The organism is Flavobacterium suncheonense GH29-5 = DSM 17707 (assembly GCF_000430025.1).
In the GTDB taxonomy this organism is placed as follows: domain Bacteria; phylum Bacteroidota; class Bacteroidia; order Flavobacteriales; family Flavobacteriaceae; genus Flavobacterium; species Flavobacterium suncheonense.
The window spans coordinates 100,049-112,402 of record NZ_AUCZ01000003.1 but is presented as its reverse complement, the minus strand read 5'-3'; the positions used below and the strand labels follow the sequence as shown (position 1 = coordinate 112,402).

Sequence of the window (12,354 nt, the reverse complement as noted above, 5' to 3'; positions counted from 1 at the left end):
AAGATGGAAAAACAGCAAATCGTAAAAGTACTTAAAAGTATGCTTGTGGACTGGAGAGATTCAGAAAGGACAAAATCAATAAACACGGCTGAAGCAAATAGCACACAATACGGTTTTTGTCATTGGTTAGAGTTTAGTTCTTTAACAACTTTAGAACAAAAAATAATCCTAAATGAATTACAAAAGGATTTAGAAGTTAAGAAATTTTTTATTGTTACTTGGTATCCAACTTTCGATGGTAATCCATCTAATCCAAAGGTCTTTACTAATAGAATTTCCCACCTAAACCGAACCATCAGCAGACTAGAGAAAGAACCACTGCAATAACCATTTAACCACCAAAACCATGCACGATAACCAACCAAAAAAAGCCGGGGAACTGTTTTCGTACGATCTGTTTGGAAACATAAAGCTGCACCCGGTACGTGAAAATACCGCGCGTACCACTCACGTACCAACCACGTACCACTCACGTACCAACCACGTACCGCGTACGCGAAATTCACGTACCACGTTCGAACCATCTACGGAAAATTCACGTCCTGTTTACGCTATTTGGCCATATATAACACAGGAAGCCTTTGCAAATACGATGGATAATTACAGATTATTCATTGCTGCCTATAACGATCAGGTAGAACTTACCAATATAGAAACCGAAAAATATAATGCAGCCGTACGTACCGCAATAGCTTCTGAACCACTAACAGATGTACAAAAAGAATTTGCACGTATTTTCAAACGGAAATACGCTTCAAAACGAGCCAAAGAATATAACGAACTGGTTGAAGAATTCAACACGGAACGCGGTTTGACTTTAGAGAAAAAGAAAATCGCTACCGTTAAATATGCTACCGAAATTGTTTTTCAGCAAATGCTACACCTTTATTCCAGTCAACTAGCAGCAAAAACACAAATATACATGCAGCTTGGGATTACAGAACCGCAACCCGTTAAACAATTTGAAGTAAACAGCTACCACGTAACAAGCTTAGAGCGCAATGGCGTGAAAAGTATCGACGTTTGCACCGAAACCATTCGCAACCACAGATCCCGTTTAGAAGAGGCCGGAGTACTGACTGAATATACCTTTTTAGGCCATAAAAGAGGGGTTAAAATGCACATAAACAGTCAAATTTTATCGATTTTCGATGCCAAAACTTTAAATTTTGTCGGTGCTGAAAATCAGCGAGTTAGCCCCGAAACGTCAAAAGAATTTGGAAATACCAATGATATTACAAGAACTATTAAAAAGAATATTAAAATAAAAGAGAATGTTGAAAACAGTTCTCTTGATTTAGGAACGGCGCAAGCGCCTGAATTTTTAAATTCTTTTTTACAAGAGCATAGAGTGCAAGGTGAGAAGATTTCACAAGGGGGCGCGGCTGAAAATGTTAAAGTTTCGAAACAATCTTCGGAAAATCTGCAAAGTTTAATCCTCCACGATCAGGAGTTGGCCGAAAAGTTAGCCGCCGGTGAATTTAATTACCATGTACCGATCGATATTCGGGTCCTATATGCAGAATCAAGAAACGGAACCATGAGCCGGGATGATTTCCAAGTGTTAATTATTCAGGAATTTATGAAATGTGCCGCTCGTTTGTACCGCAGTGCGACACCATTTGCCGGAAGCTGGAAAAAAGCAATCAATTTTTGGATGCAAAACAAACTGAAAGCTCACAACGGTTTGTACCACAAAGAACTAATGGTGGACAAATTACAGGAATACCGTTGGAGATTGAACCATGCGCACAAATGGTTTGCAAAATCGGAAGTAAAAACGCTATATCCGGGTAATTATTTTGACTTAACCCGTACCGATGCGAAAGAAATTGGTTTTGAATACACTCGAAAAGCATGGCTAAAACACAAAAAGTATCAAGAAGAAGTTAAAGCCAAAGAAGCTGAAGTAAACCGCACTGCAAAACAGCGAAAAGAGCGTATAAATCACGCAAAAAAATTCGATTTGAAATTAAAACAGTTCCTTAACAACCGTATTACGCTTAATGAATTGATAGACTACGTTCATAACAATTTACCAAGCAATTTCCGCGCAAAAGTTTCGGAACGATTAAACCAGTTTTCAACTAAAAATCTTTGTTAATGATACTTACAAGAATGGGGAATAAACGTCGAATAATCAAAAAAATTGCTTCTTATTTTCCTGAACATCGTTTGAGAATTGAGCTTTTTTTTGGGGCGGGTGGATCGTATTTTTATCTTCCAAAACCAAAGTATTCAATATTAAATGACCTTGACAATGATGTTACAAATCTTTACTTGATTGTTCAAAATCATAAAGCAGAATTAATCAAACAAATTGAAATTTTACCGATATCTGAAGGGTTGATTAAATATTGGAAACAAAACCAAGAAACTGAACCAATTAAAAAAGCTATACGATTTCTTTTTTTGTCAAATTTCACCTACTTGGGAAAAGGAGATACTTTAAGAGTTGGTTTAGACAACGCAAAACAAACTCTTTTAAAAAACATTGATTCCACATTCAATCATTTAACTGATTGTAAAATTCTTAATAGAGATTTTAGAGATGTTTTGAAATGTATTAGTTTCTCAAAAGGTCTGAATGATAAAGAAAACTGCTTCATATTTCTTGATCCGATTTATCATGAAACAGAATATGTCTACAACGTTCCAAAATGGACCCAAAAAGATACGATTGATTGCCTTGATTTAATGGTAAACTGCGGTATTAAATCTGCTATGTCTGAATTTAACCACCCGTTTGTTGTTTCTGAAGCGAAAAAAAGAGGCCTAAACATAATAACTATTGGTGAAAGAGCCAATATTAAAAACAGAAAAACAGAAATTCTGATAACCAATTACGAATTATCTCAAATTCAATTACAATTCAACAATTAATAACCATTAAACAACAAAAACCATGTATTTACAATTCATCACAGGCGCATCCTATTTTTTTGCAACACTTTTTATCTTACTTGTTTTACGCACGTTCGGAATACCGTACTTATTAAAACTGCGTAAAAAAAAGCAAGCTGAGGCGTATGACGAAAAAGAAAAGGAGTTAATTAAAAAAGGGAACCGGCCATTTTTTTACGAGCATGGCCGCGTGAAAGTGTTTGCAGTAACACAGGAACAGGCTAATGCACAATACCGTGAAATGAAGCAAAAACTTAAAAAAGCCAAAAAAGATGCCGTTCTATCAGAAAGAAAAAAGTAAAATCCGGATGGTGGTCCTTACTAAGCACGGCCACGAAAACCCAGTTTTCTATTCTCCAATTCAGGAAAATGCAAAGCCCTCGATTAAAATTATCGAGGGCATGCTAAAAAGAATTCCTAAAACCTTAAAAATGGAGTTGGTTAACGTAATCCGGTTCTATGAAAATGGGGCTTTGATTTATGAAGTAAAATAAAACACATTATGAAAAAAATAACAATTGGTTTTTTATTAGCGACAGCTTTATTTGTTTGGATATGGTGTTTTTTTGCTTGTTTGTTCTTTGCAAGCATTGTAATAGACAATGAGAAAAAAGCGGATGCAATAGGTTTTACAGCATTTTTTTTTGGTATAAGTATCACATATTCAGTTTTGTATTACTACTATTTTAAAAGCAAATTCTTTTCAAAATCTAACGCATAACGTTTCCGAGGCTTTATGAAGTGGCGTAATTTTAGAAATTGCCACAACCAATAAGCGAAAAGATATGAAAACAAAGCTTCTTTTAAAAGAAGTAATACGAAAAACAATTTTTACAAATAAACACTAACCAGCCATTTCATAAAACCTTCGTTATAAACTGGCTAAATTTTTATAAATATGGGAAAACAAAATTATAAATGGGATTTGTCAAAAGAAGAACAAAACCGAAAAGACAATAAAGCTTTATTGGAGGATTTGAAAGTAGTATTAATAGGTATTTTATGCCTTTTTGTTGCTTTCGTATTGTGGGAATTTTTACATTTTTTAGCTGTTTTTACGAAAAGTTTTACATAGCTTGTTTATAACGGTTGGTGGCTTGGCGAAGTACCGTCTTGCACAAATGTTGAATTATAGTACAAAGGCTTGTTGGCGGTATTTTGCCAAACCACTGTTATAAGCCGTTTTTATTAGTGTTTGGCATAATAAATTAATTTAAAAACAATGATTGATTTAAGTAAATATAATGTAGAAAAATTGAATGATTCACAAAAAAAGAAAGTAGATAGAGTGATTAAACTTTTGGTTGAACTTCAAAAAGAAAAAGTAAATGCTTGCGTTGCTTCAACTCCACAAAATAAATTGATTTTCTATAAAGCTGATAAATGGCTTGATAGTATGGAAGAAATACAAGATATGCACAATGAAACAGATTTTGTATATGAAGGTAAAAATCAGCCCGATAGTTTAATAGATACAGTCGGTTACTAAAATGGCTTATAACGTTAAAAGGCTTTGTGCAGTGTCGAATAAACTGCTATAACTTTCAAATTATTACTAAAATGGAAAATAAAAACAAAGCATCAAACAAAGATAATAACTCGGCATTGCATAAAACCGATGTTAGCGGTTGTTCTTCTCCGAAAATCATACTGCATCTTTGTGCTGATTTAGGTTCTGACAGTTTATTTTACCAATTATCAGATGAATATGAAGTCATAATGATAGGCGAAGATATAGGTGTTGAAAATTACACACCACCACCAAATGTTTATGGAATAATAGCAAACCCAGTATGCACTGAATTTTCAACTGCAAACGGATTTCATAAAATAAGAGATTATGAAAAAGGTATGGAAATGGTTAATCATTGTTTAAGGATAATAGATGAAGCCAATCCTAAATGGTGGGTTATCGAGAACCCTGCAAACGGTAGATTAAAAGATTTTTTAGGCAAACCAAAGTATGTTTATCAGCCTTGGGAATATGGAAGCCCTTGGACTAAAAAGACGGCTTTATGGGGTGACTTTAACATACCTCCAAAGAAATATACCGATTGGAATAAAGTGCCTAAAAACGATAAACTTTATGTAAGACCAGGGCGGCCAAAACCCGCACTTGCATTTTTACATAAATCAGCAGTTGATTTGATACCTGAAATGCAATGGGCAAAAGACAAAATAAAATGTGATGCTGACATTCGTTCAATGTGTTCAGCTGGGTTTGCAGAGGCATTCTTTCAGAATAACCGCTAACACGCGGCTAACAACTAAAAAACCATACATATCCAACCATTTAACCATAAATAACCATGAAAGAAGTAAAATTAAACAAAGTAACCGAACAGGAACTTTCGGTACTACAATCAGAACTACACCGGTATAACACCGTAATTTCTACCAACTTTAAACAACCGGAATTCGCCGGCCAATTCTTCGACTTGATAATGTTGATTGACATTACATTTCGCTTATGGTATTCTTTTCATCTAAAAATTACAAAAGGCAGTCCGGCGAAAGGATTTAGCATAAGTTTAAAGCCATTCGAGGCCGTCGCATTACTTAAATGCTGCACGTACCACGTGGAAAACGATGCACACGGTACGTTCACGTACCTCGTGAAAGAGAAATACAAAGGAATTATCGATCAACAGTTGAAAAGTCTTTAAATAATCTACTATTCAATAGCATGATAAAGAATTCTACCTACATACGCAGCTTTACTCCAACTCAAAAAAAACAGTTGGAGCAAGTTGCACAGGAACAAGGTTTAAAAAATGCAAATGATGTTCTTTTATTTACCCTCTCGAGCCATATAGAACTAACAAAAGACGTTGCCCGGCTAAACCGAATTATCGAAATGAAGCAAAAGAAAATCGAATCATTAAAAAATACTAACTTGTAAATAACTTTGAAATAATTATGGAAGAATTCGTAGAAGAAAAACTAAATTCACTTAAAAGTGAACTGAAAGAAATACAAATATCATTTCGAAATAATCCTAAAAGATTTTCAGTTCTGTCTTATACAGTAAAAACACATTATCTTGAAAAAGAAATAATTAAATTAGAAGAACTCTTGCAAGAGTATAATTCTTATAAAGAACAAAAGCCACGCTAGCTGCGTGGTTTTTTTTACTGCTGTAATATCATATATTTGTAAATAATTTAATACAATACTATGTTAATCACTAACGATAAAATTACATTTGAATCTACTGGCCGTGAAAAATTTATAATGGATGGCCGCAATAGCTTTTCAATTAACGGAGATATGATTTGTACAGGCTACGATGATGTAATTTTTTTTAATGATGGTTTGGACGATACAGATAATCTCAAACCGGAAGAAAGAAAGGAGTTAGCCATTTTCATGATAAAACAATGGGCTGATTTTGCCGAAATCGATATTAAAATTTAAACCACTCAAATAGTGTGGTTTTAATTTCCTTTAAATATTTTAGCTGGGATTTGTTGGAAATACTTTTTTAAAATTTTTTCCAATTCAATCTTCAATTTTGGATCATCGTTATTTTTGGATAGTATTTCATTAGCTTTTTTTACTAATTTTTGAGAATCTTTTTCTGCAAATTCACTCATTAGCTTTGTATTAAAAGCCATATTCTCCAAAGATTTTTGCTGTTTCCTTTTCGACATGTAAGATGATTCGACTTTCTTACATTCATTTTCCAGTAGTTGCGTTTCCTTTATCATGTTATATTAATTTTACAACATAAAGGTAAATCAATAAAGGATAAAAAATACTTAATAATCAACGAGTTATTAACTGAGATTGTTGATAAAAATCACTGAAATCTTTTCTTAATCTCTTCCACCTCACTAGCACGAACAGCTTTCTGGTCCTTAGCCTCTTTTAAAGGAATTCCGCGCATTTTAGCAATTACGTTGTTGATCTCTGCACGCACGGTACGTTCGCCAAAAATCCTAAATTCATTCATTAATTCCTGCTTCGTCATTGCGCGAAGCACATCGTTATTTTGTAAAGCGTTGGAAGTCATGGTATTTTGTGGTTAATGGTCATGTCAAAACTAAAAAAAAAGAAATTCACTACAAAATAAAAATCCTTGCAAATGTTTGCAAATCCTTGCAAAAGCTAACAAATGTTTGCAAATCCTTGCGAAACCTCGCGAATGCTTGCAAATCCTGACAAGCAACTTTTTTTCAAACCTACATTTGCTATCAACTTCTTTCACTCGGTCTTAAAAATTTAGTTATGAAACGATTTTAATCCAAAGGCTAGAGTTAATCATTTTGGGAGCTCGGACGTGGTAGGACAAAAACACGGTAACCGGCTCCCGATTAACTCTCAAAAAAAAGAAGTTCTTATAATAATGGATGCAGCAACCGTAAACAGACTACTCCGCAGAGAATTAAAACCATTTGACAAATGGGTCGATTTAATTCCGGCATACGAGGGAAGTCAGTACGATTTTGAAGCGCCAAACCAGTACAGCGATACAGACGACACACTCGTTTTTATGGCAAATTGTGTTGAAAAAACAGCACATCAATTGGTTAAGGTTGCGCCATTATTAAAAGGGAATACGCTCACTGAAACGGTTGATAATATTTACAAATGGTTGTACAATCATTTTCAGTACAAACTGGACGAAACAACCTTACAGCATTTGTACAAACCATCGGCAGCCGTGTATTACCGAAAGATTGGATTTGATTGTAAAACGTTCAGCACGCTTGCATCATCGCTTTTAAGCCTTTTAAAAATTCCACACGCATTTAGAAAGGTAAAGCAAAAAGGGTTTGTTCATCCGGTTACCGGTGAATTGGTCTGGTCGCACGTTTACGTGGTTGTTCCAAACGGTTCACAAACCTTGGTAGTAGATGCCACAACACACAATAACAGAGAAGTCAGTTTCGTCGAAAAATACGATTACGATATGACAAAAGTATTAAAACACGTTATGTTAGGTTCGCCTGCGGTTACAGCGCAACAAAACCCGTACACTTTAGATATGTATGGCGGTTTAGCGTGTCCGGGGCAAACTTGCAATTGTGGTGGTAGTGGCAGTTTAGGGAATCCGTACGCATACGGTTATGATTTGAACGAGCTATACACGTTGCCAATTTATAAACCTTTTGGTTTGAATGGAGGCCTAGACAGTATTAAAAGTTTTCAATGGTCCGACATTAAAACATTGTTTAGTAAAAACATTGATTGTATTGGAGGAACAGCCTACAATAAATCAATTGCCGAAAAAGATATTTCTACTCTAAGCCAACGTCTTTTTGGTTATTTGGATAAAATCAATCAAGCGGTTATTGATAATGACATGAGTACATTGTCTTTTTACGTAAATCAGTTCATTGGTGATGCCACATGGAATGCCTCAATAGCCGGATATAAAAGAGCAGACAAAGATTGGAATTCATGTTCGGCATCAAATTTAAAAGCGGTTCACGAAGCATTTAATTTTTACAGATATACCGCCACAAAAGCCTTAAAAATTTGGTTGGATCAGTATTTTACTGCCACACCAAATGGAACCAAATATTATGGTTTTCCACAAGTTGTTGGTGAAACGAACACAAAATATTACGGACCGGATCCTATTGATCAGACTTTAAAAACGGCACCATCACCATTTCCGGTAATTAATGCGTTTTTTGATGAATGGATTTCCTATGACACCGACTTTTTAATATTTGGAATTCCATATTTCGACTATGCGCTTAAGCCCGGAATGTCAATACCTAAGTTTGAGATTACACAACCGGTATTAGATGCAAATGCAAATATTAATTTGCTTACACCTCAAACGTTGTTAAGTACTTTAACTACTGTTATTCGTACTGCCGAACAAATTGTAACTCCAACGACAAATGGTACAACAAGTCAAAGTGGAACGTATGATGCTTCAACAGGAGCCTATACCGGAAATCCAAATACCCCAAAACCAAAACCACAAAATGCAGGTACAGGATTAGTTATTGGTGCAATAGTAGCATGGGCCGGATGGTCAATTTATCAATCATCAAAAAAATCAAAACCAAATGCAAAGTAACGCTTACACTTACGATATAGAAAATTATGGTCTTGGATTAGTACAAGCAAATAATATTTGTGTTCGTAGAAACCCAGACGGTTCTCGAACTACTTACACAAGCCACGCCGGGGAATGCCCTTATGGCGGTACTCCAACCACGATGGGGCCGGCTTTAAATTGCCCGGAAGCATTAAACGGATGGTTTAGCGATGCTTGGGGATGGGTAAAAAGAAATGCGAAGTATGCTGGTACTATTGGAGTATTGGTTTCTGAAGTTATGGATATCATCGATGGTTCACAATGCAAAACACTTGCCGGGCAAGATAATCCTAATAGTGCTTTTTGTCGTACTGCTTCGGTCATGCGTGATTATACCTTAACCGATGCAGAAAATGCACAGGTTGTCGAATGGGCTACCAATTACTTTTCACCATTTTACAATCAGGTTTTGAATGAACTAAATGCAGTTTTTGCCCAGGGCGTTACACTGGATCAGCAATTGCAAATTATTAATAGAGCTATTTCAAAAATGTCTTTGTTCAAGGCCTATTTAACTACAAATCCAAACGGATTTTCGGTTAACGCCAATAAAGAACAATTCAACGGAGTAACGGAATTCTTTGATTATGTAGAAAAAGTAGTCAATGATATTGTCATGGAAGCAGAAGTTTTATTAACAACTGAATCCACTAAAGTAAATACAACAGGAATGGATTTTAAACCATTTGTTGTGCCTACTATGAGTGCAATGGCTGAATTGTACAAAGTAGCAAATGGCGGTATCGTTCCAACTACGGCAGTTTTAACCCCTACGGCAGCACAAATGCAAGTAATTACAAGTAGCACAACATTGCCAAATGAGCCTAAGGCAGGTTCGGGATCCGGAGCAGGATTATTGATTTTAGGAGGCATCGTCATTGGAGGTGTTTTGATTGCAAATTCCGGTAAAAAAGCTAAAACCACTAAAAAAGGGAAATAATGACAGAATTAATAAATTTTGAAGATTCTAACCCTTACGATTCGTGGTTTCGGTACGAGTTTGAACCGTATTACGAACGTGTATTCGGATCAACAAACTATCTGCTTTCTGGCGAATTTCCTTTGGATGCCATCAATTACAGAGTTTCAAAAATGTGTGCCTACAAAGCCTACGTTCTTACAAATCCTAACGGTTTCAAACCAAATGCTCATGCAATGCAAATCAGCAAAGTAAACGAGTTGCTAAAGCCATTTGAAGATAAAATTTTGAGTTTTGTAGCAGAGTCAAATCAGCCAATCGAAAAGTTTACCGTTCGTGTTAGTACATCACAATTTAAGTACGACCCGATAAATGTTCTAAATGAAGTATCTGTGGATTGTGACAATTTCAGATTTGTGACTAATGGAACTGTTCCACAATATCCTTTAAATGAATCACCGGTTACAACTACTACAGTACAGCCCGCTCCATCAGCAGAAAGTACGATTAAAGTAATTGAACCAACTAACACGGGTTCCGGCGGTATCATTATCGGGGGTATAGCTTTGGCAGGATTACTCCTGTTTTTAGCAAGAAAGAAAAACAAGAATAACTAAAAATAATTTTTTAACCATTAAACCACTTAAAAACCATGTTTAAATCACCTAATTCTAAGACAATTGGAACCGCCGCTGTAGCAGTTGGCGCTGGTGTTGTTGGTGCAAAAGTTTCAGACGGTCTAGTGGCTTTAATGCCTGACAGCACAGCGAAATACAAAAAATTAGCAGTGGCGGCAGTAGCATTATTAGGCGCAGCATCGGTAGAAGCAAAAACCACAGCAGGTACAGCCGTACAAGCATCGCTTGTTGGTATGGCCATCAAACAGGGAACTGATTTCGTTACGGATCAGTTAACTACAAATGTTGCTCCAAAGGACAACTCAAGCAAGTTAAACCAATTTATTAATGCAGTTGTAGGACATCCTACCGCAGGCGCAGTACAAACGCCTCCAGTTGTAAATTCTACTGCTTTGGCAAGACTAGGAAACCCAATCAATTGGGCTCCGGTGTACCAACCTGAAGAAATCGCCTTTACGGGGGTTTAATCTCAACAAAACTGAAATTTTAACAAAAGAAAATCATTAAAACAGAAAAAGTAAGATGAACAATTTACCATTTTTTACAATCGTAATGGCTTTCCTGATGGGAATTACCGGAAAGCTTTCAGCACAGTTACAAGCTGACATTAAATCAGGCACAATAACTTTAGACGATCAAACGCTGGAGTTGAAAAAAGAAATCGGAGGCGGTGGAGAAATCTCCTTATTGTTAGCTTCCGATAACAGAATCGACGGACTTTGTACGTTTGATAAAAACACACTTCAATCCGGGAGAGCATTTATTTTCGATAACATTTCCTTAGGATATGCTACTGATGCCGCTAGTGGTAAAGTAACTCAATTATCCTACAACACAGCTGCACCGAAAGAGTTGCAAAATGCTACACTTGTCATAACTCAAATCGGTCGTGAAGTATTGCGTTTGCCGGTTAGGGACATCTGTAATATCGAAACCGGTAACAACATTTCGGACGAGTACCGCCAGTTAAAATCGTTGCGATATTTATTAGACGATCAGACTATCCAAATCAAATTAATTTTTCCTGACGGTGTTACTTTAGATGGAGCTGCAAAACACTACGTTTATTTAAGACTAAACGGCTTGCAGACTACTAAAAAGGCAGCTTAATACTACGACCATTTACCACACAAACCAACCTTAAAAAGCCCTGTCAAACATGGCAGGGCTTTTTTTAAAACTATTCAATATGAATAAATTCGAACATAGAGCGGTAAACATCACATTGTCTGACAGTTCAGCGTTGGCAATTGAAGATATTAAAATTCCTGATGGGAAAATCATTGCCATTGGTGCAGTAGTTGTCGGAAATACTGATAATGAAATCATTAACCTTTGTGTTAAACAAAATGGAAATGAAGTTTTAAGTCCTTCCGATTATCGTTTTTCAGAGCCAAAAGCAGGCGGAAACTTTGTACAGTCTTTACGTCCGGTGGATATTGACGGCGGCAGATTGCTTTCTGTTGAATTGCAAGCCTTTGCGAATTCAAGATCAAATGAAGTAAAAGCCCAGGTTCTATTTGTAGTACTTAAACCCGAAAGCGCATCATGTTCTTAAAAGGGATTTTAGGTAAAGAGATTATCAAACGAAGCGAGCAATCATTTTCTTTAAATGGAATGATTAATCCAACTTTTCAAAATGTTGGCACAAGCCCTGTTATGGTCGATGGCCGGATTTTGGAAAGTGGCGACACTTTTTACATGGATTGCCCGAACGTAATCCTTACCAATGCTATTTCAATTCAGTTTACCGGAACTTCAGCACAAAGTAAATTATTGTACTGTCATTTCGTACGACTTGAAGAAAAAGAAGGATGTTAAACTCACACACG

General features: G+C 36.0%; 22 protein-coding genes. 20 read left to right on the top strand and 2 right to left on the bottom strand.

The window, feature by feature from the left end; all coding sequences use genetic code 11:
* Nucleotides 1-3 precede the first annotated feature (3 nt).
* The 13 genes from G498_RS0100685 to G498_RS0100625 all read left to right on the top strand — a co-directional run bounded on the left by G498_RS0100685 (nucleotide 4) and on the right by G498_RS0100625 (nucleotide 6,321).
* The gene (locus G498_RS0100685; RefSeq protein WP_026979368.1) at nucleotides 4-327 is read left to right on the top strand and encodes a hypothetical protein; all 324 of its coding nucleotides are present in this window, start codon (nucleotides 4-6) and stop codon (nucleotides 325-327) included.
* Nucleotides 328-346: 19 nt separating this feature from the next.
* Nucleotides 347-2,104, top strand: a complete 1,758-nt coding sequence (locus G498_RS0100680; RefSeq protein ID WP_026979367.1) for a hypothetical protein — start codon at nucleotides 347-349, stop codon at nucleotides 2,102-2,104.
* The gene (locus G498_RS0100675; protein WP_026979366.1) at nucleotides 2,104-2,883 is read left to right on the top strand and encodes a DNA adenine methylase; all 780 of its coding nucleotides are present in this window, start codon (nucleotides 2,104-2,106) and stop codon (nucleotides 2,881-2,883) included. Before G498_RS0100680 ends, G498_RS0100675 begins: the two co-directional genes overlap by 1 nt.
* Nucleotides 2,884-2,905: 22 nt before the next feature.
* Nucleotides 2,906-3,205: a hypothetical protein gene (locus G498_RS0100670; protein ID WP_026979365.1), complete on the top strand. Its 300-nt coding sequence runs from the start codon at nucleotides 2,906-2,908 to the stop codon at nucleotides 3,203-3,205.
* Nucleotides 3,206-3,212: 7 nt separating this feature from the next.
* The gene (locus G498_RS0100665) at nucleotides 3,213-3,398 is read left to right on the top strand and encodes a hypothetical protein (RefSeq protein ID WP_161625323.1); all 186 of its coding nucleotides are present in this window, start codon (nucleotides 3,213-3,215) and stop codon (nucleotides 3,396-3,398) included.
* An 8-nt stretch (nucleotides 3,399-3,406) separates the two neighbouring features.
* Nucleotides 3,407-3,625 (top strand): hypothetical protein, encoded by a 219-nt coding sequence (locus G498_RS0100660; protein WP_026979363.1) that lies wholly within the window; start codon nucleotides 3,407-3,409, stop codon nucleotides 3,623-3,625.
* 177 nt (nucleotides 3,626-3,802) lie between these two features.
* Nucleotides 3,803-3,979 (top strand): hypothetical protein, encoded by a 177-nt coding sequence (locus tag G498_RS15675; RefSeq protein WP_154656435.1) that lies wholly within the window; start codon nucleotides 3,803-3,805, stop codon nucleotides 3,977-3,979.
* 147 nt (nucleotides 3,980-4,126) lie between these two features.
* The gene (locus G498_RS0100650) at nucleotides 4,127-4,393 is read left to right on the top strand and encodes a hypothetical protein (RefSeq protein WP_026979362.1); all 267 of its coding nucleotides are present in this window, start codon (nucleotides 4,127-4,129) and stop codon (nucleotides 4,391-4,393) included.
* 71 nt (nucleotides 4,394-4,464) lie between these two features.
* Nucleotides 4,465-5,157 (top strand): DNA cytosine methyltransferase, encoded by a 693-nt coding sequence (locus tag G498_RS15905; protein ID WP_205619167.1) that lies wholly within the window; start codon nucleotides 4,465-4,467, stop codon nucleotides 5,155-5,157.
* 56 nt (nucleotides 5,158-5,213) lie between these two features.
* Nucleotides 5,214-5,570, top strand: a complete 357-nt coding sequence (locus G498_RS0100640) for a hypothetical protein (RefSeq protein WP_026979360.1) — start codon at nucleotides 5,214-5,216, stop codon at nucleotides 5,568-5,570.
* Nucleotides 5,571-5,590: 20 nt separating this feature from the next.
* Entirely contained in the window at nucleotides 5,591-5,806 is a 216-nt protein-coding gene (locus G498_RS0100635) for a hypothetical protein (protein WP_026979359.1), read from the top strand.
* 17 nt (nucleotides 5,807-5,823) lie between these two features.
* Nucleotides 5,824-6,021, top strand: coding sequence for a hypothetical protein (locus G498_RS0100630; protein WP_026979358.1), 198 nt, complete (start codon nucleotides 5,824-5,826; stop codon nucleotides 6,019-6,021).
* Between the two features lie 60 nt (nucleotides 6,022-6,081).
* The gene (locus G498_RS0100625) at nucleotides 6,082-6,321 is read left to right on the top strand and encodes a hypothetical protein (protein WP_026979357.1); all 240 of its coding nucleotides are present in this window, start codon (nucleotides 6,082-6,084) and stop codon (nucleotides 6,319-6,321) included.
* Between the two features lie 20 nt (nucleotides 6,322-6,341).
* Here the strand turns inward: G498_RS0100625 and G498_RS0100620 are convergent, their stop codons facing one another.
* Nucleotides 6,342-6,614, bottom strand: coding sequence for a hypothetical protein (locus G498_RS0100620; protein WP_026979356.1), 273 nt, complete (start codon nucleotides 6,612-6,614; stop codon nucleotides 6,342-6,344).
* 92 nt (nucleotides 6,615-6,706) lie between these two features.
* Complete coding sequence (locus G498_RS0100615; RefSeq protein ID WP_026979355.1) at nucleotides 6,707-6,919, bottom strand: hypothetical protein; 213 nt, start codon at nucleotides 6,917-6,919, stop codon at nucleotides 6,707-6,709.
* Nucleotides 6,920-7,252: 333 nt separating this feature from the next.
* Here G498_RS0100615 and G498_RS0100610 point away from each other — a divergent pair, with 333 nt between their 5' ends.
* The 7 genes from G498_RS0100610 to G498_RS0100580 all read left to right on the top strand — a co-directional run bounded on the left by G498_RS0100610 (nucleotide 7,253) and on the right by G498_RS0100580 (nucleotide 12,343).
* Nucleotides 7,253-8,944, top strand: a complete 1,692-nt coding sequence (locus G498_RS0100610; RefSeq protein WP_026979354.1) for a hypothetical protein — start codon at nucleotides 7,253-7,255, stop codon at nucleotides 8,942-8,944.
* Complete coding sequence (locus G498_RS0100605; protein WP_131387684.1) at nucleotides 8,934-9,905, top strand: hypothetical protein; 972 nt, start codon at nucleotides 8,934-8,936, stop codon at nucleotides 9,903-9,905. The genes G498_RS0100610 and G498_RS0100605 overlap by 11 nt, the downstream gene beginning before the upstream one ends.
* Nucleotides 9,905-10,501, top strand: coding sequence for an NPXTG-anchored protein (locus tag G498_RS0100600; protein WP_117616524.1), 597 nt, complete (start codon nucleotides 9,905-9,907; stop codon nucleotides 10,499-10,501). The genes G498_RS0100605 and G498_RS0100600 overlap by 1 nt, the downstream gene beginning before the upstream one ends.
* Before the next feature lie 35 nt (nucleotides 10,502-10,536).
* Nucleotides 10,537-10,989, top strand: coding sequence for a hypothetical protein (locus G498_RS0100595; protein WP_026979351.1), 453 nt, complete (start codon nucleotides 10,537-10,539; stop codon nucleotides 10,987-10,989).
* 55 nt (nucleotides 10,990-11,044) lie between these two features.
* Complete coding sequence (locus tag G498_RS0100590) at nucleotides 11,045-11,632, top strand: hypothetical protein (protein ID WP_026979350.1); 588 nt, start codon at nucleotides 11,045-11,047, stop codon at nucleotides 11,630-11,632.
* A 79-nt stretch (nucleotides 11,633-11,711) separates the two neighbouring features.
* A complete protein-coding gene (locus G498_RS0100585; RefSeq protein ID WP_026979349.1) occupies nucleotides 11,712-12,080 on the top strand; it encodes a hypothetical protein in 369 nt (122 codons plus the stop codon).
* Complete coding sequence (locus G498_RS0100580) at nucleotides 12,071-12,343, top strand: hypothetical protein (RefSeq protein ID WP_026979348.1); 273 nt, start codon at nucleotides 12,071-12,073, stop codon at nucleotides 12,341-12,343. Before G498_RS0100585 ends, G498_RS0100580 begins: the two co-directional genes overlap by 10 nt.
* Nucleotides 12,344-12,354: the final 11 nt, after the last annotated feature.